The sequence below is a fragment of the Shewanella sp. MM_2022_3 genome (assembly GCF_022557375.1).
Classification (GTDB): Bacteria; Pseudomonadota; Gammaproteobacteria; order Enterobacterales; family Shewanellaceae; genus Shewanella; species Shewanella xiamenensis.
The window spans coordinates 1-24,722 of the sequence record NZ_JAKZGV010000023.1 but is presented as its reverse complement, the minus strand read 5'-3'; the positions used below and the strand labels follow the sequence as shown (position 1 = coordinate 24,722).

Genomic DNA, 24,722 nt, shown 5'->3' with positions numbered 1-24,722 from the left:
AAGCATGGCTTTTAGGCATTTTATTAGGGTATTTATGACTTATCTTAATGATTGTTCTATGAATAAACTTTGTAAGCGACAAACCTTATTAGGAAATATATAAAAAGGCACTCAGGGAAAGAGTGCCAAGTTCTGATAAAAAATAAGGAGTTAGTGCTAGGGCGTGTTGACGTTTCGAGATTAGATTTTGTTCGTTCTGGCAAGCACGTGCTCGCGAAACGAGGAATGATGTGTAGTCATTCTACTCAAATGATGAGCGGCTCTTATGACTGAAAGTAAGAGCAAGGGTTTGCCAGACGAACCCTTCGGGCAGCATTTGTCTGACTTTTCTGCGGCGTTATCGTCCGTTTATGTAGAATAACTACACTGCACGGACTTTACCTTGCATAAAATCCAGCCAAATTGCTGCAAAAACAACCCTGAAACGTCAACACGCCCTAGAGATTGCGCTGCATACGCGCCACAAACATTCCATCTGTGTTGGCTTGGAAGGGCCACACGGTTAACATTTCTGTTTGTTCGCCTGTAAAGGGGTGGCGGATCGGCACTAGGCTGAACTCGGGATGTTGTTGTAAAAAGGCGGAAACTACTTGCTCATTTTCAACCGGTGACAGTGAGCAAGTGGCGTAGACTAAGCTTCCGCCCCGTTTTACCGCCTTACTGCTGCGGCTTAATATATCCAGTTGCAGTGCTGCTTTATCTGTGACGGCATCGAGGCTGTCGAGCCAGCGCATATCTGGGTTACGGCGCCACGTGCCCGTGCAGCTACAGGGTGCGTCGACTAATACCCCGTCAAAATGGTTGGCGTCGACCGGCAGTGCATCACTGCGCCAGCGAGCAATGCTGATGCCGTCAAACTTTGCCCGTTGGGCGCGTTTGCTGAGTTCTTCTAAGGCGTGGGCGCGAATATCCGACGAGACTATGCTGCCCAAAAATGGATTGTGCTTAGCCGTGGCCGTTTGCATCAGTGCGCGCAATTGCAGGGTTTTTCCGCCTGCGCCGCTGCAGGCATCCCACCAATGTTGCCAAGGCTCTGGTGCACAAATTTGACCTATCACTTGTGAGGCTAAATCCTGGATCTCAATTTTGCCCTCTTTATAGAGTGATATTTCATTGAGATTCATGCTCTTAGTGCCAAGATTTATGGCATCTTCAAAATAGGGGCTGAGACTCGCATCAATCTCTAGCGCTTGTAGTTGCTTAACAGCTGTTTGGCTGTTGATTCCCTGTGCACGTCCCCAAATCGGTGGCCGGCTAGACATGGCTTCGATGAGATTTGGGCGCAGCTCTGGGGCAATTGGGCAGACCTGCCAAAACCATTCAGGCAATAAATCCGCGAATTCGAAGGACACTTCGGGAAATTGGCGCCGTACCAGTGCCAATTTATCCGTTAAGCTATTAACGCTAAGGGATTGAAGCTGTTGATAATCAGCTGGCGATTGGGCGAGCTCATGCCAGGCTTGGGCGATATCTTGCCATGGATGGGCTTCGATTAGGGCGCTAGTGCTGAGCATGGCAAAAAATTGCGGCGCCTGTTGATGATCGCCTGCGGCTTTAAACCAGCCCCACCAACGGAACAGGCTAAATAAGGATTCGCGGATGACTTTGCGATCCTTAGAGCCGTGCTTTTTATGTTCCCTAAAGTAGTTTGCGAGCACTCGGTCGGCGGGTTGCTTGGTATTTAAAATCTCATCGAACAATAACTTAATGGTATTGGCATAGCTCATCGCGCGTTTTTGTGCGGGCGTTTGCGGTTCGATATTAAATGCTGAGTGAATAGTGGTAGATGATAAGCCGTTTGGATTGCCCATAAAGTTAGCCTGAAAAGTGGCTCGGCCGAGTGACATCCATCCGATGGGATGAATATGGCCAAGCAAATCAATAAGTGGCGCAGAGTGTAGCAGTTTTGCGCATCGCTAGCAGTAAAAAAGCCCCAATGCAGAGTTGGGGCTTGATGGAGAAAAACGAATGCGCGCGTGAGGAAAGGATGACTTACTTAGTCACCATCTTCTGGATTTGTTTAGCACGCTCTTCATCACTCAATACCGAAGGCGGAGGTGTCACTATGCCTTTTTGGCAAGCAGGCCTAAGGGCTAACTCATCTAACCAACGTTGTAAGTGAGTGAGTCCTTCCATGTTGATGCCGCTCCATTCATGGATGCGCACCCAGGGCCAAGTCGCGATATCAGCAATGGTGTACTCATCACCGGCCAGATACTGATGCTTGGCTAACTGGGTGTTCATCACCTCAAACAAACGTCTGCCTTCTTTTTGGTAACGTTCAATGGCCGCGGGGATTTTTTCAGGGAAGTAACGGTAAAACACGTTAGCTTGACCCATCATCGGGCCAACACCGCTCATTTGGAACATGAGCCACTGAATGACCTGTGAGCGCTTTTTAGGATCGGCTGGTAAGAACTTACCCGTTTTTTCCGCCAGATACAGAAGAATTGCGCCGGACTCGAACACCACAAAGTCCTCGTTATCTCGGTCGATAATGGCTGGAATACGGCCATTAGGGTTAATGGCCAGAAACTCAGGCTGCTTCTGTTCGTTGGTATTGAAATCTAATTTATGCACTCGATAGTCGAGACCCATTTCTTCAAGCGCGATGGAAATTTTAAAGCCGTTCGGGGTCGCGGCGGTATATAAATCAATCATAGTCATCCCTTAAGTCTTAACTGGTTAATGCTTAACTTGGGTGCCCAACGGGCATCGCTGCTAGTTTTTTGGGGTAAGCGACACTATTGCGGGGCGCTGGGCCACTGTCGCAAACCATGCCTGAATATGGGGCAGGGTGTCATCCACCAGAATATCTAAGTTTTTAATAAAGCTAATAAAAACGTATGCAGAAATGTCGGCAATCGTAAAGTTATCGCCCGCAACATAACTTGATTTGGCTAATTGTTGGTCTAAGGTCGGCAGGAAGTCAATGACCCGTTGGCGTGATTCTGCGCCCCAGGCTTCGACGCAATTTTCTCTATCTTTATAGATACCCGTTAGGTTTCTAAAGGCTTGAAAGCCGACCATCAGACCTTGTAATTCAATGATACGTTGCCACATTTCTACTTTGGCACGCTCTAGCGGGCTGTTACCAAATAGTGACGTTTCACTGGGATGGATTTCTTCTAAATAGCGGCAAATAGCCACGGATTCACATAGGTAGCTACCATCATCGAGTTCGAGCAGTGGAATGCGTCCGTTTAAGCTTTTGGCTTTAAATTCAGGGCTGAGATTTTCACCGCCGCGAATATCAACATTCACACGTGGGATATCGATGCCTTTTTCGGCGAGGAAAATACTCACGCGTCTTGCGCTTGGCGTAGGGGCTAATTCATAAAGCTTCATGCTCTTTCCTTCTGTTAATCTTTAAGTTTGGCTAAATAGAGCTTTAACGGAACGATCGGTTAGGATAAAATTTACGCCATATCTAAACGGTCAGTCAAGAATGTTTTGCCGTATGCACTCCGTTTAATACAGGCATCAATGTAGGTTTGAACCATGGCACGCAGTTGTAATTTTGATAGACAAGAAAAGCTCATTCAGGCGATGGAGCTATTTTGGCAGAAGGGATTTGCCGAGACATCGATTGCCGATCTGGTCGAACACTTAGGGATTAATCGCTTCAGCTTGTATAACAGTTTTGGTGATAAACAGAGTTTATATCGTGAATGTTTACGTTTTTATCTTGACCATTATTCCTTTGGGGCAAAGGAGAAAATCCTGCATGCACAGGCGGGATTGAATGAGATCTTGACCTATTTAGCGCGATTTGTGGCCTTGCAGCGCGAGCAAGAGTATGGCTGCTTTATGCAGAATGCAGTATTAGAAAAATGTCTCGATGATGACTGCGTGCAGCAAGAGTGCCAGCGCTTATTTGCCCAGTTGCAGACTAACTTTACCGATGTTTTACGCTACAGTCAGCGACAGGGTGAGTTATCTCAATCGGTTCAGCCTGAGTCGCTAGCGGCTTTTTTAGTGCTTCAATTACAAGGGATTAGAGTGTTAGGTAAGGCGAAGGAATACACCCTGTTGGATAATGCATTTACGGTATTAAGCGAATATCTTAAGAGTCTCGCGCTGACGCCACTTAAGCCCGTCTATGTGAAATAGGGCGTAGGTTAAACCGATAAGTATGAGACCAAGTCAATGCTTGGCCTCGTGAACCGCAAAACTGATGCAACCACTTATACAGAAACTTAAAAGTCCAACTCGAGGGCAAAGCACAAGTAGGCCATTAATTGGCTACAGTGGGCGAATTGTTCGGCGCAGTAGCGGGCGGCATCGGCTTGGCAGAGCCGTTCAAAGGGGACTGGCTTTAGCGCGATAAAGTCCTTACGTTTGAGCTCGGTTAGCATGGGGTGGTGTTTATCGAATCCCTTTGGCGGGCGAGTCAAGCTATCACCATCCATCATAAATCCATGGTCTATTAAGGTTTGCAGCGCCTTTTTGTAGCCATTGGGATTTTCATCAATACAAGTCCGAATCGCATTGAGCGCCTTCGACTCGGGGTGCCAAATACCCGCGGCAATAAAACAACCGTCTTCGGCAATGTGTAAATACAGCCCCGGCGCATGCACATCTTTGCCCTGAAAATGCCGAAACTGGATCCCCACATTGGTCTTGTAGGGTGTCTTATCGTTGCTAAAACGGCTATCGCGCTGCGGGCGCATTAAGCTGCCACCGACTTTTTTGGCTACCGCGGTCAATCTTGGTGAAATCGCAATTATATGAGGCTGAATTTGTTCGATAAAACGCAGTGCGGGCGTTCTGACGTTATCTTCATATTCATCCTGATGAGCTTTAAACCAGTCGCGGGAATTATTGAGCGAAAGCCGTTTGAGAAAATCTAAGCTGGCAGCGGTAAATGCCAACTCGGTTTGAGGTTGTGCGGTGAGCTTAGTCATATCCATAAAACCTTTGAGGTGCTTGAGACTGAGATTCCGACTGTTAGTCAAAACAGGTTAGTGCGAGTTGAACAAATGTGTGTGGATATTGCAAATTCTTCGAGTATTTCCCTGCAGTTACCATCAGGTTGTGATTTACATGTAAAGCCAGGTGAGAATTATTCTCATCTTTGACATTGATGCCTATAATGCCGCCCTATTTTTTACACTATGTAACAGGGGATGGGGAGATGGGATATCAACCTAAGAGCACGATATCAAAAGCAATCATGGGCTGTTTGGGCTTAAGCGTATTGCCCGCGTTGCCACTCAATGCCAAGGAAGTATTAGGAGCGCCTAAGGTCGAGCCAATTGAGATATTACAAGTACATGGCCAGCAATACCGCCGAGCGACCACTATGACTAAGCCGGGCGAGGCGATCATCTCGATGGAGCAAATTGAAGAGATGCAAGCGACCACATTTGCTGAAGTTATCGATGATATGGCCGGTGCCCATGTTGATGGTGGTACTCGCAGTGGCGGCGAGCGCATTAACGTATGGGGATTTGGCGAAACCGAAGATTTCAACATTTATGTCGATAACGCCCCCGTGGGATTTGAGCAGTATCGCTATGGGTCGTTCTTCTTAGATCCCGATTTAATCAAGCGAGTCGAAGTGATTAAAGGGGCCCACGATGTCCGCTCAGGTAACGGCGGCTTTGGCGGCTCCATGTATGTTGTGACTAAATCTGCTGATGATTTTTTAAATTACAATCAAAACCTTGGCGGCCGAGTCAAAGCCAGTTACGCCAGTAATAACGACGCCAAAAGCTACACGGGAACGGTTTATGGACGAGCGAATCAACAACTTTCAGGTTTATTGCATGTCACCCGCCGTGATGCGGGGGATGTGACGCTCGCCAATGGTGAAGCATTTGAATACTCAGGTTATGAGCAAAATAATTACCTTGGCAAACTGGATTATGAGCAAGGTGACCATCAACTCATGTTGAGCCTGACCCATTATCTCGACGAAGGCCGAAAGCCTTGGGCTAATCGCCGCGGTCCTATGCCCGCGATTTCTGATTATAACATCCGTAAATATGGCTCCTATGAACTGGCGCTCTATGCCACCACGGCCTACAACACCTATGAAGACAATACCTGGTCGGCGAATTATCGCTATTCCCCAAGTAATCCTTTAATTGATACCCAAATTGTGGTTTCCCATTCTGCCAATGCACGCCATTGGGTCAGGCCGCCAATCGCGTGGGAAAAGATGACAGTCTCCGTCGGCAACTTCGGCCATGAATCTTGGTTGGATTACAAGCGTGACTACATTGACATCAACAACTTAAGTATTGTTGGTAATCATGAAATCACTACTGGATTGCAGTTCCGCAGTCTCGATAGGGATTCAATGGTCTTTAACAAAAGTTATGAGAAAAATCCCGAGAAAAACTACGGTTGGTACACTCCTTACTATCAGCCCGAAGGGCGTCAGGATACCTATGCAGTCTATTTGCGCGATACGATTAGTGTGACGGATGAGCTGACCATCACTCCTTCGCTACGGTATGACTTTATCTACAGCATTGGCCGCCCCAACATTGCCCCTGATTACAACGATATCGAGGCGGGACACGACTACAGTTCGACCCACCATTCGGGCTTTTCACCGCGATTGGGAATCGACTACCAGTTAACAGCGAATACTCGAGTGAATTTCGATTACGCCTACAGCTTACAAGCGCCAGTGGTCGATGAAATCTATGCGGTGCAATACGCCAAGGCGAGTATTACTGGCACGAGTCGAGATATTGATGTGGAGCGTCTGCACGCCTTTAAACTGGGCTTAATGACGCAGCAAACGAGTCTTTTTGCCGCCCAAGATACGCTTTCAACCCAAGTGACCCTATTTGCCAACTTGGGACGGGACGATATTGCCCAGCGCCGCGGTGCAAAGTCCGACCCAAATCAAGCGATTCAAAGTGGTTATACAAATCTCGACGGTTATGACATCTACGGCGCCGATCTCGAGTCCCAATATCGTTATCAGGATTTCTTCAGTGACTTAGCCGTTTCTTGGTTAGAGGGGGAGCACAGGGGATCGCTCAGAGATAGTCAAGGCGAGGACGAATACCTTGCCAACATTGCGCCGCTGGATATTCGCCTGCGTGTGGGTATGTATATTACTGATGACATTTCAGTTGCTTGGCAGGGGACGTGGTACGATGCGCAGGATAATGTGCCTGAAGGTGATATTTTTAATGCAGAGTCCCCAAGTGAGAATTACTTCTTACAAAATATATATTTAGCCTACGAGCCTCAAGAAACACTGAAAGGGCTCAGCGTGCGTTTAATGGCAAAAAATCTCACAAATCAGCAGGTGACGCCGTTTCTGTCGGATGGTATCCCCGCGCCGGGGCGAGATGTCAGACTCAGTTTAGCTTATGAATTTTAAGGATTAAATGGCAATTCTAAGGGTGAAGAAATAGATAACTCATATAAAAAATAGGGTTATCTTGCCTTCCCCCCTGCCGTGAAAAGCCAATTTATGGCATAATCCGCGTTTTATTACGCATGTAGACAGAAAAAATGACTGAAAATGAATTGCTAACTCGCTGTGGCGGCAAATGTGAACTCTGCGCAAGTGACGTCGAACTCTCTATTTATGACTTACCGGCTTCCGATGGTCATGAAAACGAGATTATGATTTGTGAAAATTGCAGCAGCCAAATCGCAGCGCCGGATACTATGGACATGAACCACTGGCGTTGTCTGAACGACAGCATGTGGAGCCAAGTCCCTGCGGTTCAAGTGATGTCATATCGCATGCTAAAACGCTTAAGCGGTGAAAGCTGGGCGCAGGATCTGCTCGATATGTTGTATCTTGAAGATGATTTACGCGCTTGGGGTGATGCCGAAGCCGCTGCCGCCAGTGATGATACGCCACCGACTTTAGACAGCAACGGTGCCGTGCTTAACGCCGGCGATACCGTGGTCATCATTAAAGATCTTAACGTCAAAGGTACCAGCTTTGTGGCAAAACGTGGCACCGCAGTACGCAATATTTCGTTGACCAACAATCCAGAGCATATCGAAGGTCGTGTGAATGGTACTCGCATTGTGATCCTGACCTGTTTTGTGAAAAAGTCTTAAGTCATTTCGCTTAAACTTGCTTAAACGTAAAACCGCCCAATTTGTATAAATTGGGCGGTTTTTTTATGCAGAATTTAATCTTATCTACCCACTAAAAGTAGCCACATATACAAATCATTAAATTAGGCGATAAAATGGTTAGCATGTGAAGAATCTTTATATAGAGATAAACCTATGGCAAACGACTCGCAACTACTCGACGCAAAGCAAATGTCGGCTTCAGTTGAAGATGGATTAGATAAAATCCTCGGCCAGTGGCGGGCTGAAGGGGTGACAGAGGATTTAGTCCCCATGGCGGTGTTAGGGCGCATCGCAAGGCTGACCAAATATATGGAAAACGCTATCGCCTTATGCCACGGCGAATTTGGCTTAGGTCAGGGGGAGTTTGATGTGCTCGCGACACTCAGACGCTCAGGTAAGCCTTATACTTTATCGCCTTCGCAGCTGTATCAAAGCATGATGTTAAGTTCAGGCGCCATGACCAGTCGTTTAGACCGGCTGGAAAATAAAGGCTTGATTGCCCGTGAGCACTGTAAGGAAGATCGCCGCGCCGTGCATGTTTCGCTCACTTCGGCAGGTAAATCACTGATTGAGGCTGCGCTCCCCAAACATATCCAATGTCAGAGCGCGCTATTATCGGGGGTCCAGACTGCTGAGCGTGTGGCATTGCAGCAAATTTTAAAACACTGGTTAACCCAGTTTGAAGGCGAATAATAGCTTGGGCGTGTTAAGGCTTAATACTAGAGTTATCACATACAGCGCAATGCATATCAGGGAGTGACCATGGTTAAAAAACGCGAAGCGTTTGAGATTGAAGGCAAACGAGTCATTGCGGGTACGCAAATGGGGATTAAATTACCCGCTGCCAAGCTTTATACCGATACCCAACTCGATATTCATGTCGAAGTCTTTCACGGCCTCAAACCTGGGCCGACACTCTTAGTCTGTGCTGCTATCCATGGCGATGAGCTCAATGGTATTGAGATCTGTCGGCGGTTACTTGGACGGGTTAACCCTAAAAATTTAGCCGGTACTCTGATTGTGGTGCCCATAGTCAATGTGTTTGGTTTTATTCAACAATCCCGTTATTTACCCGATAGGCGCGATCTCAACCGTTGCTTCCCAGGCTCCAGTAAAGGGGCGTTGGCAAGCCGGTTAGCCAACCTGTTTGCTACTCAGTTATTAGTCCATGCAACCCATGTGATTGATTTGCATACGGGGGCTATCCATAGAGATAACTTACCGCAAATCCGTTGCGATACCGGTGATGAAACTATGTTAGCCATGGCGAATGCCTTTGGCGCACCGCTTATTATGCACTCTAAGGCGCGTAGCGTGTCGATGCGCGGCTATGCGAATCAGCAGGGCATTCCCTGTATTTTGTATGAGGCGGGCGAGGCGCTGCGCTTTAGTGAGCTTGCAATTAAGTCGGGTCTTAAGGGCGTGCTCAATGTGATGCGTAGCCTTGGTATGCTCAAGGGGCGAGTCAGTAACAAGATTGCGAGTGTCAGTGCGATACGCAGCTATTGGATCCGCAGTGAGTCCGATGGCTTAGTCAATATGAAGCTCAAACTCGGTCAACGGGTTAATAAGGGCTATATTATTGCCCATATTGTCAGTCCGCATGGCGGTGATAGTGTGGCGATCCGCGCGCCAACGGATGGCATTATCATCGGGATCAGTAATATTCCTGTGACGAATGAAGGCGAGGGCATGTTTCATATTGCGCAGTTCGAAGGCGATGAGATCGAAATTGCTAACGAGCAACTCGATGAGTTTTTAATGGAATATGCTTAGGCTGTTATTCTGCTAGTGTTTGCTAAAAAAGCAGCCATCAGTTTACTGATGGCTGCTTTTTTTTATGTGGTTATCTCGGCTCTGATACATTTAGCCATATAAGTATCAATGCACTTATTGCTACAGTGTAAAGCGTTCGACAGAGCGGGTGAGCGAGTGGGCTAACTGAGTCACTTGGTCACTGCGTTTTGCCATATCCATTGCCTCATGGGCATTTTGATCTGCCGCGAAGGCGACCTCCCCCATACTGGACTCAATATGTCGGCTGTAATCGAGTTGTTGGTGGGCTGCTTGGGTAATTTGTAAACTCATCTCATTAATGGCACTGAGTGTGACTTCAATCTGTGCTATGGCATGGTGGAGTGTTTTACTTTGCTCCACACAGTCGTTGGCTTGTGTTTGCCCTGAGCTTATGGCCGTTGAGGCCGTGGTAGTTTCCTGCTGTAACGCTAAGATCATCTGTTGGATTTCGGCGGTTGAGGCTTGTGTCCTTGAGGCTAATGAGCGTACTTCATCGGCAACGACCGCAAAACCTCGACCATGTTCGCCAGCCCTTGCGGCTTCGATGGCGGCATTGAGGGCGAGTAGGTTAGTTTGTTCTGCAATGCTACTAATGGTGGTGAGAATCCCACCAATATTGTGGCTGTGTGCACTAAGGCGCGACATGATAGCAACAGAATCACTTAGCTTTGTGCTTAACTCCGCTATTTTGGCTTGATTATCGGCGGCAATAAGCTGTGCTTGTTGGCTATGTTTCGATGCTTGGGTGATTTCTGTTGCCGAACTACTGGCTTGTTCTGCAACAAGGTTAGAGCTGGTAAACATTTGTTCTGTTAAGGCTTTCGTGCCATTGATGCGCTCAATTTGTGCGGTAGCTGCATTAGCGATGTCTTGACCTTGCTGATGTGTTTGTGTGGCTGAATTATCTAAAGAGTGGGCGTCATTGCTGATATGGGTTAATAATTTAGCCAGATCATCACAAAGAGTATTCATATTATCAATAAGTACCCCAAATTCATCATTGTGACGTTTAGGTATTCTCTTGGATAAGTCTCCCCTTGCAATGTTTGCCAGAGCACTATTTGCCAAGGTGAGTGGTACTAACATGGCCCTTAGGGTAAAGAAGGATATTGAACTGACCATAAACACAAACATGGCTGCTAGTACAATGGCCAATGTTTGACCGCGTTGAATATCGTCATTTGCAATGTTTTGCAACAGACTAAAACGTCTGTCAGCTAGGGCTAATAATTTATCTAACGCAAGGGTATTGGCATTAAATTCTTGTTCCGTATTTTTAAAATGCTGTTCTGCTTGAGTGTGATTATCAACCACTTGCTGTTGTGCCAGATATAGCTCGCCTGGGGTTGAAAGTAACCGATTGAATATGGTGGCTTGTTGCTCAAAAATCTCCAGCAATCCTAGGGTGTTTATCCCCGAAGCTTGTTGTTTTAAAAAGGTAAAGTTAGTACTTAGATTCCCTAGCAATAGGGCTATATCCTGTTTATGCGAGTTTATAGAATGAGAATCCTGAGCATGCGTTAGCTCTGACATTGTGTTGGTTAATGTGTAAAGCATATCGTCAATGCGGGTTCCTGTTCCGATTATCTCCTCCAAAAGTGCCGGATTATCGGGCAATGAGATCGTTTCTAAATCGATCATTGCATTACTTGCTTGCGTTTTTGCCTCAATAAACTGATTAAAAAGTGTTTGATAATGTTGTTTTGCTTGTTCGTTCGCGAGCTTAGCGCTAAACATATCTTGGCTTTGTTGCTGGTAGGCTTGGTAGCGTTTTTGAGCTTCATTCAGTGATGCTTGCATCTGGGGTTGGTCGCTAACCATCTGTTTCAGCTCGTTTTCAATACTTTGATATTTATGCTCTAGCGCATTGAATCCTTTTTGGCTTTGCATTAGCTCTGCGGTGTCATTTTGGCTATGGGCTAAAGTTGCAAGGCGCGACATTTTAACGAGCACAAGTTGTAAGTTATTGCTTTGCTTCTGAACCGGTATGGCGAGTGTCTCGATATTGCTATAACTGATTTGAACTTGATAGAGCGAATAGTAGAAGAAGCTATTGCCAGCTAAGAGCAGGATACCAATTGCGCTGAAGCTTAAGAGCATTTTTTGCTTGATACTGAGTGTTAACATTGAGTCATCGACCTTTTCGTCTATGATGTCAGCCAAATAAGGCGATAACATCGCGTGGACAAGGGAAGAATACGCCGTAGTACAAGTACTTAGTTGCTTGTTTTTATTGGGGTATAAAAATAAGTGTAGCAGAGAGTTGTCAGAGTAAAGTCTCAACGAAGAAGGCTTGGATAATTATGTTGTCCCGCTGATGTTTAAAGGAGCGTTAATGAAAACGGTGATGTTAGAAAATAAGGCTATTGCTCCCAGCAAAATCCTTTGTATTGGGCGTAATTATGTTGACCATATCCATGAGCTTGGCAATGAAATCCCCGATGATATGGTGTTGTTTTTTAAGCCTAATTCGGCCATAAGTACTCAATTAAATTCCCAGCACCTTGGTGAGACGCTGCACTATGAAACCGAGCTGTGTTTTTTGTATCAGCAGGGGCGCTTTAGCCATGTGGGCGTGGGGCTGGATCTGACTAAGCGGGAACTACAGAGCAAACTTAAGGCCAAGGGATTACCGTGGGAAAAAGCCAAAGCCTTTGATGGTGCAGCGCTTTTTAGCCCTTTTGTTGCGATTGATGATCCGAGCGCGCAATTTCAATTTAGCTTAAGTATTGATGGGGTGTTAACCCAACAAGGCGATATTGATTTAATGCTCTATCCGCCGCAAACCATTTTGTCTGAGTTGCAACGCTTTACTAGTTTACAAGATGGCGACATTGTGATGACGGGCACCCCAAAAGGCGTCGGCATCATTCCACCGAATCGCGTCTTTAAGGTGACCTTAGGATTAAAGGATGCGTCACACCAAGTGCCCTTGGTCGAATGTGAATGGCAAAGTCGGTGATGCAATGACGGCGCACTCTGCATCGGCTCATCAGGCGGCAACTGAGCAGGCAATCAAACCCCTTTGGCAATATTTGCTCGCTTTAGGGGCGGAGCCTGATCACTTAGCACTGCTGCTCACCCAAGCAAGGGCGTTTTCATGTCAGCCCGGGGAGCGCTTATTATCCCAAGGCGAGTACCAAACCTTTGCCTATTTTGTGGTGGATGGCATAGTGCGCGCTTGCCACTATACCCAAGAGGGGAGTGAGCGCTGCAAGGAGTTTTACTTCGAAGGAGAGCTTTGTTTCTTATATAGCAGCTGGCTAAAGCAGGATGTTGCGCCCTATCAGTTAGAAACCGTCGGTGCTTGCAGGTTAGTGCAAATACCACTTGCCGTGCTAAATGAGCCATTTATGCAACAGGTACAACTTGCGCTACTTAAACAGCAGTTATTGTATAAAGAACAAAAAGAAGCCTTTTTACTCCTCAATACGCCAGAGCAGCGTTACTTACATTTACTCGAATATTTTCCCCTCTGGGTTGAGCGCTTAACCCATGCCCAACTGGCTAATTATATTGGTATTACCGCCATTAGCTTGTCGCGTATCCGTAAACGTTTACAAGATTCGCCGTAAAATTTCCTGCCAATTAACTTAAGTTAATGCGCCTAAAAGTGATTCCCTTCATGCTCCTTAGCGATTGCTAATTCAAGCAAATCCGTTTGATGTTGGGCGACGTTTAAGCCTATACCGAACTTTTAAGGAGCCTATTGTGGATGCTTTTACTCTGTCGCAATTGTTGGTGGCCATTGCCATCGTATTTGACGTGATATCGTTTCAATTTAAAGCGCGCGAACGCATTGTCGCTTGCTTATTTATGTCGGGGATCTTGATTTCAATCCACTTTTGCTTGTTAGCGCAATGGACTGCGGCGGGATTGATGGGGATTGCCACAGTGCGTTACCTCACCAGTATTTTTACCACGTCTAAAAAGGCCATGTGGGGTTTTAGTGGGGCGGCGGTGTTGATGAGCGGCTTGACCTTCAGCGGGCTTGTGAGTGTGATCAGTTGTATCGGTACACTATTTCAAACCCGTGCGGCATTTTGTCAGCGTGATAAAGACTTGCGGCTACTGATGATAGTCGGCACCAGTTTTTGGTTAGTCCACAATATCTTAGTAGGCTCGCCAGTGGCGGTCTTAATGGAAATGTTGTTTATTGGCAGCAATTTAGTGGGATATTATCGCCATTATTTTCGCGAGAAATTAACCCCATGGTAATGCGAAAGCTGTCGATTAAATCCCCGTCACGGCTTCCATATCGAGTTCGATATCAGTACACCCCTTAGGGCAGAAAATGCCTGCGGCTTGCTCGGCTTTGGCGGTCTCGGGCAAGATGACTTTGAGGGTTTGATTGCAGCTTGGACATTGCACTGGTTTGCCCTTAAAGACGCGCTTAATTAAGTTTTTCTGTTCATTAAACGAGTGTGCCGTGGTTTGGTTTAACACGGCAAATGGGCTAGTAGAGGCATTGGTCATTGGCAATTAAATCCTTAATACTCGATCGTTGTTTAAGACTGCTGGTGTCGTTTAAGCCAAGGAATTATAGCCCGATTGCGAACATTAATGAAAAGGCTGAATCATATATATGCCAGCATGGGTTAACTTGCTGAACTTGTGCTGACTAAAGCAAAAATATGCGATTTTGGCCTTGTAGAAAGAGCGATTTTTTGATGCTATCAGCAAGGCTGGTTTTGCCATCAGCGCAAATGATACAGCACTTAGGCTATTGGGGGAGAAAAATGAGTATGTTTGTTAAAGTCACCATCGCGGCGACAGTCCTAGTGCTGAGTATTCTTGCCGTGGGAGTTTATCGCTTTAACATGACCAATGATGATATTTACATGGTCATGGAAGATGGCCAAGTGTTGCAATACGATGAGGCCATGGCGCAGGCTGATGCTAAGGCAAAAGCCCAAGAAGCCAAATTATTAAGCAGTGAAGATGTGCTTGAATCTGTGGTACCCAGTGAAGTCAAGCCCGTTGCTAATGCCTCGGAAGTGATGCTTAAGCTGTTTAGTTTAAATACCGCTAATAAATTTGAAGTGAGCTTACCGGACAGCCACAAAGCCGTAGTGTTAACCCACTTTATTAACGTTAAACAAACGGAGTTTGCTATTGGGGACTATCAGGATGGCGAGGCTAAAGGCCGAGTGTTATTAGATTATTTACGAGTTACTCCGCTTAATTTTGACCCCGCTTTAGAGCCTGATACCCAAAGTGATGCGCCATTACAGGATGATCCACAGCAGCAAACCATGCCCTTTGTGGCGCCTTTTATTGTGACTAACCAAGGTTCAGGTGTGTTCTGGTATCTCGGCTTGTTTAGCCTAGATTATGGCCAAAATCGTGTGCAGCACCTAGGCAGTGTATTTATTGGCGATCGTATTGAGGTCGATAATATTGAACCTGTTTATCCCTTTGAAGCCCCATTTAAAGTTGCTGTTACTTACCGTGAGAGGGCGGCTGATCAACCCATGACAACACCGCCAACTGTAATTAAAACCCTTAAAATCGGTGTCAGTGAATCAGAAATCAAAGCGCTGCATTAGGTTTAGAGCGGGGCTTATGCTAAGTTAATTTTACCTCAGCTGCGGCTGAGGTATTTATTTCATCTAGCGGCCGGAAAGCGAAGGTTTTGGCATAAAGCATAAAATTAAAACAAGGAGCGTGTTATGGAAATGACCAAAGTCACAGGCAAATTTGATGTTAAGCTCAATCCCGAGAATGCCTATGCCACAGGTGTGGGTGGTGTGAACTTGGGCAGAATGACTTTAGATAAAACCTTTTATGGTGAGCTAGAGGCCCGCAGCCAAGGCGAAATGCTCAGTGCCATGACCGCGGTAAAAGGCTCTGCTGGTTATGTGGCGATTGAACAAGTCGTGGGTAAACTGTGCGGCAGACAGGGCAGTTTTGTGCTGCAACATTTTGGCATTATGACCGATGGACAAAACCGCTTACACCTTGAGGTCGTTCCCCATTCTGGCGCGGGTGAACTCACAGGGCTATATGGCACTATGGCGATAAGCATTGAAAACGGTCAGCATTTTTATGAATTTAGCTTCTGCTTTGAACAGGAAGCCTAAGGCATGATTAACATAACATCGCGCTGATAAAACAAAACCAGCCGAAGCTGGTTTTGTGGTTTTTGCCCGAGTGACTAATACCAACATCTGAGTTATCAAGAGTATCTAGAGCTGAATTAGCAAGGGCTGAATGTTAAGACCATTATGAGGTTTTGACTTTGATCTTATCGACGACCTTTTTCACATCATCGGTATTTTTGGCAATGGTCAGGGCTAATTGACGCTCGGCATCGCTGGCCACTTCACCCTGTAAGGTCACTACGCCATCGGCAACGTCTACATTAATTTGGGTGCCAGAAACGTCGGTCGAGAACAACAGGCGGGTTTTCACCACAGTTGCGACCTTAGAGTCGGTTAAGGTCTTCACTACCTCACTGGTGCTCTCGTTTTCATTCATCACGGTTAATTTGTTTTCAACCCCTTTTACCCCGTCCAAGCTTTTGATCAGCTCCGCTGCGAGCGCCTTATCGACACTGCTCTCCACTTTACCGGTTAAGGTCACATGGCCGTTTTTCACGTCGGTCATAATGTCAAAGGAGTTGAGGTTAGTATTGAGCAACAAAGTCGTTTCGGCCTTGCCATCGAGCCAAGCATCTTTGGCATCGTCTTTCCAATCCTGTGCGGCGGTCACATTTAAGCTGATAGAACCGACAAGTAAGGTGGTTAAGGCTAAAGTTGTCGTGTTTTTCATAATGATATCCTCCGTTGTTATCTCGAAGGGACTAAAGCGTGAATCGTGCCAATATTTTTATCTGATTGATTTTAAGATAATTATATTTGTTTTCGGCTCGTTTCGACTGTTTAATCCAAAAGCAAGCTCGGCGCTTTTTACCGACAAAATGTAAATATTACCGAGGGTGATAAAGCGATTGGGCTTAAGCAAGATAGGCGTTAAGAATCGCCAGATCGCAGGCAACAAAAACGCGGCTCAGTTGGCCGCGTTATTGGCTGGCATTGCTGCCTTACAGGGCTTGGCTACGCAGGTGTAAGGTATCCAAATGGATTTGTAGCCAAGCAATATCCTCGGCCAATTGGCTGATTAACCTTGGGTGATTGGCTTTTTTAATTAACTGTTTGAGGTGGTTAAGGCGCTGACGCTCAAGCTCGCAGAGCACTGTGAGGGCATCGGCGAGTTGCTGTTTAATAAGTAAAGCATCGACATCGGCATAGGGCCGAGTCTGCGACGGCGGCACCGAGTGCGGGCCTATGTACTGTAATGATTGGGCGAGCAGTTGCCTAAATCGCGCCAACATCCCTTGGTATGTGTTGATTTGGGCAATAAAAATGCGTTTTAGGCTGTAGTCATCGACAGTGGTATTGGCCCGAGTATAAAAATCCACGCCGGTTTGCGTCAGCTCGATTAACTCATTAACCAGCTTAATATCGGCGCTCAGCTCGGTCTGATGTTGCGCAACATTAGACGTCATAACGACCTCCTGTGGTAGTTTGGGCAGCTCCGCCGACACGGATTGCCCACATTTTCATGGAAATATCAGTTTCATTCAGCTTCTATGCATATTTCGTTCACTTTTTAATGATAAGTTAATGGTTTGATTTAACTGATGATATTTATCTATTGTCGCCAGTAGGCCGACTATTGTCGGCAACTCTTACCGTTAAGATTGTTAAAGTTTCACAGCTGGCATACAGTGATTCCTTATTCACAGGGAGTGGCACAAGATGATCCGACCAACGCTTTTCTATCATCTACAGGACGTCGAAACCGAGCAGGCATTAGTGAAGCTCGAGGGCGCGCAGACCTACAACAAGCTACGCAGTAGCGATGATTTATCTTGGATTAGTCAGCTGGAGGCCAATCGTATCGATGTGGCGATCATTGAGCTGCCCCGTCTTAGCCGTGAAGATTACTTAGCCTTACTCGAGTCCAGCGCTATTGCGGATGTGGAGTTTATTTTCCTCTCCGACGGCCTGCCGAATCCTCACCTCGATACACTATTGTCCAAATACGCGGGCTACCATTTCCGTAAACCCATCGATATGTCCTTGCTGTGCGAAACCTTAGCCGATTTTGCCCAGCATCTGGTTGCCAATACCTCGACGCGCATTCGTCCCTATGCTAGCGAGTTAGACCAATATGGTTTGCTGGTGGGCTCCTCGTTACCTATGCACCGTTTGTACCGCACTATCCGCCGCGTGTCGGCCGCCGAGAGCAATGTGTTGATTATCGGTGAGAGTGGCGCGGGTAAAGAACTGGTCGCCAATACCATTCACTTAGCCAGCCCGCGGGTGAATAAGCCCTATATTGCGATTAACTGCGGCGCCTTGAGCCCAGAATTGGTCGATAGTGAACTCTTCGGCCATATTAAAGGCGCCTTCACCGGCGCGACTCGCGATCACCAAGGGGTATTTGAGCAGGCCGAAGGCGGCACCTTATTCCTCGATGAAGTCACCGAAATGCCCATCGAGCATCAAGTTAAGCTATTAAGAGTGCTCGAAAATAATGAATATCGTCCCGTCGGCAGCCCTAAGGTTCTCAAGGCCAATGTGCGCATTGTGGCGGCGACAAACCGCGATCCTTTAGTGGCGATTGAGCAAGGGCAACTGCGGGAAGATTTGTACTTTCGTTTAGCGCATTTCCCCATTCAAGTGCCGCCATTGCGGGAGCGCGGGGAAGATATAGTCGGACTTGCGAAGCATTTTCTGGCCTATCGCAATGCGGCGGAAAAACAGAGCAAAGTGTTCTCGTCCTCAAGTTTAGAGGCGATTGCGGCCCACGCTTGGCCGGGGAATGTGCGCGAGTTAAAGCATGCTATTGAGCGCGCTTATATTCTGGCGGACCATGAGATTACCCCTGAGCATTTACAGCTGACGCCCAGTGCGGAAAAAGAGACGACTGCGGAGGAAAATGTGGTGATCCCCCAAGGTATGCGCCTTGAGGAGCTGGAAAAAATCGCCATTTACCAAGCGCTTGAAACGAGTCAGGGCAATAAAACCGACACCGCCGAGCAGCTTGGTATCAGTGTAAAAACCCTCTACAACAAGCTCAGCAAGTACGAGCAACAAGTCGAAGCGGGTGAGCCGACGGCGGAATAGTGCTGATTATCAAATTAATATTGAAACAGAGCCGATTTTTACACTATTTTTTTTGTAAATAATAACTCCTATTCTACAGCCCTTAAACAGAAAAGCGGAGATAGAATATGAAACACTTATTTACGACAGCATTATGGCTTTCTTTGACTGCCAGTAGTTTTGTAAACGCTACCCCAGCGGTAGGAAGTCTTGAAACAGTCGCTGAATTGCCAATACGACCTGGCAATGTCAGTGTCACTGCACAAGGTCGGATTTTTGCCACGGTACATCCACTTGATACGCCGTCAGGTTTACAACTGATTGAAGTTAATCGTGAAACCAATGCTTACAAAGCTTGGCCTTCAATGGATTTACAAAAAGCTTCGACTGCCAATATGACTCAATTTGATACCTTATTAGGGATTGCTCAGGACAAAGCTGGACACCTCTGGACCGCAGATATGGGGTTAGAATTAGGTCAGACGAGGATTTGGGGATTCAACATTAAGGATGGCAGTCTATATAAACAAATTGTCCTACCACAAGCACTCGCGCCCAAAGGCAGCTTTATGCAGGATCTGGTTGTCGATTCACAAAAAGGCTGGATTTATTTAGCCGATATCGCCAACCCAGGCCTCTTAGCAGTGCGTATCGACGATGGTCATACCGTACGTTTTTCAGGTCATAGCTCGCTGCAGGCCGAAGCGGATGCAGTAATGAACATAGATAACAAAACAACATTGTTTAATGGCAAGGTTGCTAGTGTCGCGGTCAATCCCATCAGTTTATCTGCCGATGGAAGTACACTCTATTATGGTGCAATGAATGGTACTCACTGGTATCAGTTATCGACTGCGGCTTTACAAACAGGCAATAATGATAAAATTATCGCGACTGTAAAATTAGTCGGAGCTAAGCCAGTGTCAGATGGCGCTGCAACGTCCAAACAAGGTAATCATTACTTCACCAATTTGAACCACAATGCCATATCTATGTTAGATAACAAAGGTACGCTATCAACAGCGGTCAGTTCTCCACTACTGGATTTTCCCGATAGTGTGCAATTTGGTGAAACGGGCTGGTTATATATTTCAGTGAATCAATTGCATAAAGCAAAAGCCTTTAATGGCGAAGCTGAAACAGCCAAACCACCTTATCGCATCATGCGACTCTGGACTGGTGAGGATACCGCTGCGGGTCAATAACACCTTAGCTGCAACTGCAAAGTTGCAGCTTTTCGTTGCAGTATGAGCGATATCGCAACGGTTATTTCCATTGATGTGAGTCGTTGGTTTAACTCGAAAGGATCTAAAAATAAGTTAGGTGTTGATTGTGTAAACTATCAATGCCTCATATTGTTACTAGCACAGGTCAATTTGAGATGGTGAGATAATTTTTGGAACAAGGAACAAGTTCAGTGACACTTAATCAACCTCCTAAGAGTGCGCTTTATCTCAAGGCGTTGAGTACCCAGTACCGACCTCTACTGTGGTTTTTTGCCGTTGCCTTGTTAGTGCTTGGATTGCTTTGTGCGAGGGCGGCCTGGTTACAACCCGAGCCCGTGTTACGGCTTGTGCTTGGTTGGGTGGCATTTTTTCTGTTGTTCCCTGTACTGCCGCTAGCGTTAGTTCGGCAACAATCTTGGTTAGATACCGAGCGACAGCAATTGTGGCTCGGTAAAGGTGTATTCAATGGGAAGTCGCCTGGATTGTGGCGTTGGCGCGCCTATGCCTTTTCAGATATTAATGCTGTGCAACTCTATCTGCTACAAACAACCCATTGGCACCAGCTCGACCGTAACCGCCAAGCGGAAGATACGGTCGATCACTATCTCGCCTATTTACAAGTGCAGCAGCCTAAAGGGAGTCAATTGAAATTGGCTAACAGCACTGACAAGCAGGAATTACAGCAAGTTTTGCAGCAATGCGCGCAAGCGATAGGCTGTAAGTTTCAGGATTTTAGCAATAGTCCTCAAAAATCCCACCCCAAAGTGAGTGAATTTAATTTTATGCGAGTGCTTATTGCGCTTGCTGTTTTTATCTTAATAAACATCGCGATAGTGTCATTTACGTGATTTTTGGGTCGATAGCATTTTCAGTCGATTCTTGATAAGGCACAAACACCTTCAAAGAGGCGGGCAGGATATCAATATTGAGTTCCTCCGGCTCACAAATCTCGCCATCAATCACATACTTGCATTGGGGCTGACTGCTGATCTTCACCTTTTTCGCGTGGGCATGTTTCACTTTGCCTGTGTTGGCCGAGGTTCCAGAGTCGCTATTGGCGGCCTCTTTAATCCAGCCGGTAAAAGCCAGTTCAGCCAAACTGATAAGCTGTTCATTCGGCTCATTATTTGAATCTAACCAAGTGATATCCAACAAGCCGTCGGTCATATTGGGTTTGCCCTTACCTTGGGCGAGTAAGCTGGTAAAAGGCGCGGCATTGGCAACCACTAGGCTGTGGGTTTGCACTGTCATTGGGGCTTGGTCATCTAAAGTTAGCTGCAACTCGAGGTTGGTGTTGGTGTTCACCGCGCGCCACAAACCATCGAGGTAGGCGAGTTGGCCGAGAGCATTTTTACGCTCGCGGCTCGCCGACTCAATCATTTGCTGCTCAAACCCAATGCCGACCAGCAGCAACACCAGTCGCTCATTGCAACGCGCCGTGTCTATGGTCTGTGTCTGGCCTTGGATAATATTATCAAGGGCTTGGGAGACAGCATTCAGCTTACTGCTTAAACCAAAGAGGGCGTGTGACAGGGCATTGGTGGTGCCTAACGGGATAATGCCTAAGGTGATATCGGTGTCGATAATCTCCGCAGCGACCTCAGTGACTGTGCCATCGCCCCCGCAAGCGATGATGATATCGGCGCCCTGAAGCCGGGCTTTTTTCGCTTGGGTTTGGGCGCTAATCTCTGGCGTGGTGAGCGCTAACTGCACCTCAAAATAGCGTTTCAGTTCAGTACAAATTTGTTCGCCATGGGTCTGCCATTTACCCGCGCCAGAGACGGGATTGGCGATAATCCAGGCTCGCTTATGCAGTTTGATTTCCCCTTGAGTGTACATCTGCTCCAGCGCTTTAAGTTGCCAGCGATTTAACCCTGCGGTTTTACGAATGCTTTTAATCTGTTGCAGCACCTCGGCAAAGCTGAGCTCGGGGCGGCGGCACACAAGATAAGCGGCCAGCACCATTACGGATCGCCCGCGGCCGAGCGCACAGTGGATTAATACCCGCTTTTGGGCGCGTACTTGACGGTGTAACCAGTTAATCGCCTGATTTAATTGGGCGCTAGTCGGCACACTGTGGTCAAGAATAGGGATATTCAGATAGTCGATATGATCCTCATACAGGGACACATCGAGGCCGTCAAATTCGGCGGTGACATCTAAAATGGCGGTAATGCCATAACGATTTAGTTTAGGTAAATCGGCAGCGCTTAAGCGGCTACCCAAGTACAGATATTTATCAATGGCTTGCATTGAAGGCACGCTATCACGGCGCCGCGCCCAGAGATTATAGAGTCGGCATCCTAGTAAAAATGGAATAAAGCCCCAACGAATATACCAAGGGATGGAACCATCCTGACGTTTTCTAAAAATACTGGCGAGATTAAACCAATAGGCCGAGCCGACAAGGGCGAGGGATAGGCTGCTCCATGCCCAAATAAAGGTGAGGATAGGGGAGTGCCCCGTTACGGCGAAATAGCCAAATAACAGCGCTCCGAACAGGTAGAAATACTTAATGTGGATCCTACTCAGCATTGGCATCTCCTCCATCGATAAACGGCGAGCCTCAGGGAAACCCACTTTATCGTAACCAATGACTGTCGCGATAAAGTGGCTCGGTGGTACTCAATTGAACTGTGGTTATCCTGATAGGCTCGTTTGTGGGACTCACTACTCGCTGTCATCCGTTTTAGCAGCGCGTATCTTTCGCTTTAACGCCTTCTTTCAGTTCTTCACAGGCATCTTCAATTGCATTGCCGGTATCAGTGATGGCTTCATCGATTTTTTCGCCTGCATCCTCGGCGTGGTTGTCGCTACAGGCTGACAATCCAAAGGTTAATAATAAGGCTAAAAATGCAGTGGTAATTATGGTCATAGGTTTCATATTGATTCTCCTTTTATCCAATTTAAGCGCGTGGTGCCTTGCCCTTAAGGGCATTGACCAGCAGGGAAATCACAAGTAATACAATAAATAGGAAGAAAATAATCTTTGCGATCCCCGCTGCGGCGCCAGCGATCCCCGTAAATCCAAACAGTCCGGCGATAATGGCCACAACCAGAAACATTAAGGTCCAACCTAACATAGCCGCCTCCTTTGTCTTATTTCGGTTTTTCTGTCTTCTCTCACTCTGCATGTTTACGTCGAGTGAGCTAGTGGAGTTCGTTGTTGAGAGCTAGTGAAGTAAGTTGAATGTGCTAAGTTGCGTCTTACATACCGTTATCACTCAATCCCGCAATAAACTCACAAAGGAGATATTGCGAGCTTAATGCCAACTTTGAAATTCTTGGTTAATCTACTGATTATTAGTGTAATTTTTAAATGTCGTATTGGCGGGAGTATTTGCTGATATAAGCGAGATAGGCAATTTTTACCTGCGATTCGGTAAGAGTTGCCATTAGAAAATTGTGAGAAACAGCATAATGGCTTTGGAGGAGTCCGAGAGGGTATGATGTTGTTGGTTTAGAATGGGTAGTAATATTTTCTGTCCAGAATTTTCACCTTAGCTGATAGCTACTTATTGGTGTTAGTTCGAAAACTATCACTGCTGAGTACCACCCAAGCACTACGGGATGACTTATCTCGTCCGAAACATGCCATTCTTGAATTAAATTAACTCAATTTATTGCCTTGGATACTGTCTCGCGTTCTGATAACTCTCATTCAAGTCATTTAAAGCAAGAGCAATTTGTAGGTGAATTAAAGATTCTACATTTATTTTTTAAAAGATAATTTTTCATCTTCACAGTGGTCGTGATTTTTATACTAATGATGTATTTTATGTACTAAGGCTACATGGCAATATTATATCTTTAATAGAGTTTGGACGAAATTGTAAATGAGGATGTTAAAGTTTTTTCATGGTGTTTTTTTAATTTTTCCGCTTATCAGCTTTTTTTCATATGGTTCCATAACCTCAAAGACTGCAGCATACGTATGTCATAATTGTAGCAATGCAGATTTTATTAGCTTAGTGAAAAAAGAGGCTCTTTCGAATAACTGTAATTTTACAACATCAAAAGGAGGGGCTTCTCAAGACGAAAAGGGTTGTTATAAGCAAAATGAAAAAATGATTGTAGTAAATCCCACTGCAAAAATTGCAAGCAAGTTTATTGTCCAATCCACGGGAAAATTGGGTGGCAGTGAGATAAAGTCATTACCATTAACACAAGGTGAGAAGAATGATTTAGACATATTTTATCAAATTGATAATTCATTCATTCAACTTAGTTCGAAATCAATTGTGACTTATGCTGGAGAATATGATAACAGCAATTTAAATAAGAAAACGCCATCTGCAAAGTTTGATCAAAAGTTTGATTATAATAAAAATGCCCAGTGTAGTATGTCATCTTTCCCAACTGATTTTTTTACATCAAAAGATTATAAACAACGAGTGTTAAATGAGCTTGGTGCTTTAATGAAGGCAAGTTTAAAGGATCTAACTTGGACGCAGTTTGTTGGTGACTTTAAGGATAAAGATCTGACAGGGCTGAATCTAGAGCTTACTGATGT

At 46.1% G+C, this 24,722-nt stretch carries 25 protein-coding genes; 14 read left to right on the top strand and 11 right to left on the bottom strand.

The window, feature by feature from the left end:
- Positions 1-437: 437 nt before the first annotated feature.
- From MMG82_RS12925 to MMG82_RS12915, 3 genes are all read right to left on the bottom strand, one after another.
- Positions 438-1,811 carry an RsmB/NOP family class I SAM-dependent RNA methyltransferase gene (locus MMG82_RS12925; RefSeq protein WP_241406940.1) on the bottom strand — a complete coding sequence of 458 codons (1,374 nt, stop codon included), beginning with the start codon at positions 1,809-1,811 and terminating at the stop codon, positions 438-440.
- 181 nt (positions 1,812-1,992) lie between these two features.
- A complete protein-coding gene (locus MMG82_RS12920; RefSeq protein WP_037416621.1) occupies positions 1,993-2,661 on the bottom strand; it encodes a glutathione binding-like protein in 669 nt (222 codons plus the stop codon).
- Between the two features lie 60 nt (positions 2,662-2,721).
- Positions 2,722-3,348, bottom strand: coding sequence for a glutathione S-transferase (locus MMG82_RS12915; RefSeq protein WP_055646820.1), 627 nt, complete (start codon positions 3,346-3,348; stop codon positions 2,722-2,724).
- Positions 3,349-3,501: 153 nt separating this feature from the next.
- On the opposite strand from MMG82_RS12915, the gene MMG82_RS12910 reads away from it, so the two are divergent.
- Entirely contained in the window at positions 3,502-4,113 is a 612-nt protein-coding gene (locus MMG82_RS12910) for a TetR/AcrR family transcriptional regulator (RefSeq protein WP_240292268.1), read from the top strand.
- A gap of 86 nt (positions 4,114-4,199) precedes the next feature.
- On the opposite strand, the gene MMG82_RS12905 is transcribed toward MMG82_RS12910, so the two are convergent.
- Positions 4,200-4,907, bottom strand: a complete 708-nt coding sequence (locus MMG82_RS12905; protein ID WP_172590063.1) for a DUF2461 domain-containing protein — start codon at positions 4,905-4,907, stop codon at positions 4,200-4,202.
- Between the two features lie 230 nt (positions 4,908-5,137).
- Here MMG82_RS12905 and MMG82_RS12900 point away from each other — a divergent pair, with 230 nt between their 5' ends.
- The 4 genes from MMG82_RS12900 (at position 5,138) to MMG82_RS12885 (ending at position 9,846) form a co-directional block, all read left to right on the top strand.
- Positions 5,138-7,351, top strand: coding sequence for a TonB-dependent receptor (locus tag MMG82_RS12900; RefSeq protein WP_241406939.1), 2,214 nt, complete (start codon positions 5,138-5,140; stop codon positions 7,349-7,351).
- A gap of 134 nt (positions 7,352-7,485) precedes the next feature.
- Positions 7,486-8,049: an alkylphosphonate utilization protein gene (locus MMG82_RS12895; protein WP_037416634.1), complete on the top strand. Its 564-nt coding sequence runs from the start codon at positions 7,486-7,488 to the stop codon at positions 8,047-8,049.
- 174 nt (positions 8,050-8,223) lie between these two features.
- Positions 8,224-8,763: a MarR family transcriptional regulator gene (locus MMG82_RS12890; RefSeq protein ID WP_241406938.1), complete on the top strand. Its 540-nt coding sequence runs from the start codon at positions 8,224-8,226 to the stop codon at positions 8,761-8,763.
- 69 nt (positions 8,764-8,832) lie between these two features.
- A complete protein-coding gene (locus MMG82_RS12885) occupies positions 8,833-9,846 on the top strand; it encodes a succinylglutamate desuccinylase/aspartoacylase family protein (protein WP_037416636.1) in 1,014 nt (337 codons plus the stop codon).
- Between the two features lie 120 nt (positions 9,847-9,966).
- On the opposite strand, the gene MMG82_RS12880 is transcribed toward MMG82_RS12885, so the two are convergent.
- On the bottom strand, positions 9,967-11,994 hold the full coding sequence (locus MMG82_RS12880; RefSeq protein ID WP_241406937.1) for a methyl-accepting chemotaxis protein: 2,028 nt from the start codon (positions 11,992-11,994) through the stop codon (positions 9,967-9,969).
- 208 nt (positions 11,995-12,202) lie between these two features.
- Here MMG82_RS12880 and MMG82_RS12875 point away from each other — a divergent pair, with 208 nt between their 5' ends.
- From MMG82_RS12875 to MMG82_RS12865, 3 genes are all read left to right on the top strand, one after another.
- Positions 12,203-12,829 carry a fumarylacetoacetate hydrolase family protein gene (locus tag MMG82_RS12875; RefSeq protein ID WP_241406936.1) on the top strand — a complete coding sequence of 209 codons (627 nt, stop codon included), beginning with the start codon at positions 12,203-12,205 and terminating at the stop codon, positions 12,827-12,829.
- Positions 12,830-12,833: 4 nt separating this feature from the next.
- Positions 12,834-13,442 (top strand): Crp/Fnr family transcriptional regulator, encoded by a 609-nt coding sequence (locus MMG82_RS12870; RefSeq protein ID WP_224022175.1) that lies wholly within the window; start codon positions 12,834-12,836, stop codon positions 13,440-13,442.
- Between the two features lie 136 nt (positions 13,443-13,578).
- Entirely contained in the window at positions 13,579-14,085 is a 507-nt protein-coding gene (locus MMG82_RS12865; protein ID WP_188871032.1) for a YgjV family protein, read from the top strand.
- A gap of 15 nt (positions 14,086-14,100) precedes the next feature.
- On the opposite strand, the gene MMG82_RS12860 is transcribed toward MMG82_RS12865, so the two are convergent.
- Positions 14,101-14,343: a hypothetical protein gene (locus tag MMG82_RS12860; protein ID WP_037416640.1), complete on the bottom strand. Its 243-nt coding sequence runs from the start codon at positions 14,341-14,343 to the stop codon at positions 14,101-14,103.
- A 263-nt stretch (positions 14,344-14,606) separates the two neighbouring features.
- Here MMG82_RS12860 and MMG82_RS12855 point away from each other — a divergent pair, with 263 nt between their 5' ends.
- Together MMG82_RS12855 and MMG82_RS12850 are read left to right on the top strand one after the other, a co-directional pair.
- Positions 14,607-15,416 carry a hypothetical protein gene (locus tag MMG82_RS12855; RefSeq protein WP_241406935.1) on the top strand — a complete coding sequence of 270 codons (810 nt, stop codon included), beginning with the start codon at positions 14,607-14,609 and terminating at the stop codon, positions 15,414-15,416.
- A 123-nt stretch (positions 15,417-15,539) separates the two neighbouring features.
- Positions 15,540-15,950, top strand: coding sequence for a DUF3224 domain-containing protein (locus MMG82_RS12850; RefSeq protein ID WP_047536299.1), 411 nt, complete (start codon positions 15,540-15,542; stop codon positions 15,948-15,950).
- A gap of 142 nt (positions 15,951-16,092) precedes the next feature.
- Here the strand turns inward: MMG82_RS12850 and MMG82_RS12845 are convergent, their stop codons facing one another.
- Together MMG82_RS12845 and MMG82_RS12840 are read right to left on the bottom strand one after the other, a co-directional pair.
- Positions 16,093-16,641: a BON domain-containing protein gene (locus tag MMG82_RS12845; protein ID WP_037425750.1), complete on the bottom strand. Its 549-nt coding sequence runs from the start codon at positions 16,639-16,641 to the stop codon at positions 16,093-16,095.
- A gap of 271 nt (positions 16,642-16,912) precedes the next feature.
- Positions 16,913-17,377, bottom strand: a complete 465-nt coding sequence (locus MMG82_RS12840) for a hypothetical protein (RefSeq protein WP_047536301.1) — start codon at positions 17,375-17,377, stop codon at positions 16,913-16,915.
- A gap of 253 nt (positions 17,378-17,630) precedes the next feature.
- On the opposite strand from MMG82_RS12840, the gene MMG82_RS12835 reads away from it, so the two are divergent.
- The 3 genes from MMG82_RS12835 to MMG82_RS12825 all read left to right on the top strand — a co-directional run bounded on the left by MMG82_RS12835 (position 17,631) and on the right by MMG82_RS12825 (position 21,057).
- Entirely contained in the window at positions 17,631-19,004 is a 1,374-nt protein-coding gene (locus MMG82_RS12835) for a sigma-54 dependent transcriptional regulator (RefSeq protein ID WP_047536303.1), read from the top strand.
- A gap of 107 nt (positions 19,005-19,111) precedes the next feature.
- Entirely contained in the window at positions 19,112-20,188 is a 1,077-nt protein-coding gene (locus MMG82_RS12830) for an L-dopachrome tautomerase-related protein (RefSeq protein WP_172591388.1), read from the top strand.
- A gap of 212 nt (positions 20,189-20,400) precedes the next feature.
- Positions 20,401-21,057, top strand: a complete 657-nt coding sequence (locus MMG82_RS12825; RefSeq protein WP_047536305.1) for a hypothetical protein — start codon at positions 20,401-20,403, stop codon at positions 21,055-21,057.
- Here MMG82_RS12825 and MMG82_RS12820 read toward each other — a convergent pair.
- The 3 genes from MMG82_RS12820 to MMG82_RS12810 form a co-directional block, all read right to left on the bottom strand.
- The gene (locus tag MMG82_RS12820) at positions 21,050-22,744 is read right to left on the bottom strand and encodes a diacylglycerol kinase family protein (RefSeq protein WP_047536307.1); all 1,695 of its coding nucleotides are present in this window, start codon (positions 22,742-22,744) and stop codon (positions 21,050-21,052) included. The genes MMG82_RS12825 and MMG82_RS12820 overlap by 8 nt on opposite strands.
- A 154-nt stretch (positions 22,745-22,898) precedes the next feature.
- Complete coding sequence (locus tag MMG82_RS12815) at positions 22,899-23,093, bottom strand: hypothetical protein (RefSeq protein ID WP_023267356.1); 195 nt, start codon at positions 23,091-23,093, stop codon at positions 22,899-22,901.
- A 22-nt stretch (positions 23,094-23,115) separates the two neighbouring features.
- Positions 23,116-23,292: a DUF1328 domain-containing protein gene (locus MMG82_RS12810; RefSeq protein WP_011626732.1), complete on the bottom strand. Its 177-nt coding sequence runs from the start codon at positions 23,290-23,292 to the stop codon at positions 23,116-23,118.
- Positions 23,293-24,051: 759 nt separating this feature from the next.
- On the opposite strand from MMG82_RS12810, the gene MMG82_RS12805 reads away from it, so the two are divergent.
- Positions 24,052-24,722: hypothetical protein (locus MMG82_RS12805; protein ID WP_241406934.1), on the top strand; the 671-nt coding region annotated here is incomplete at its 3' end.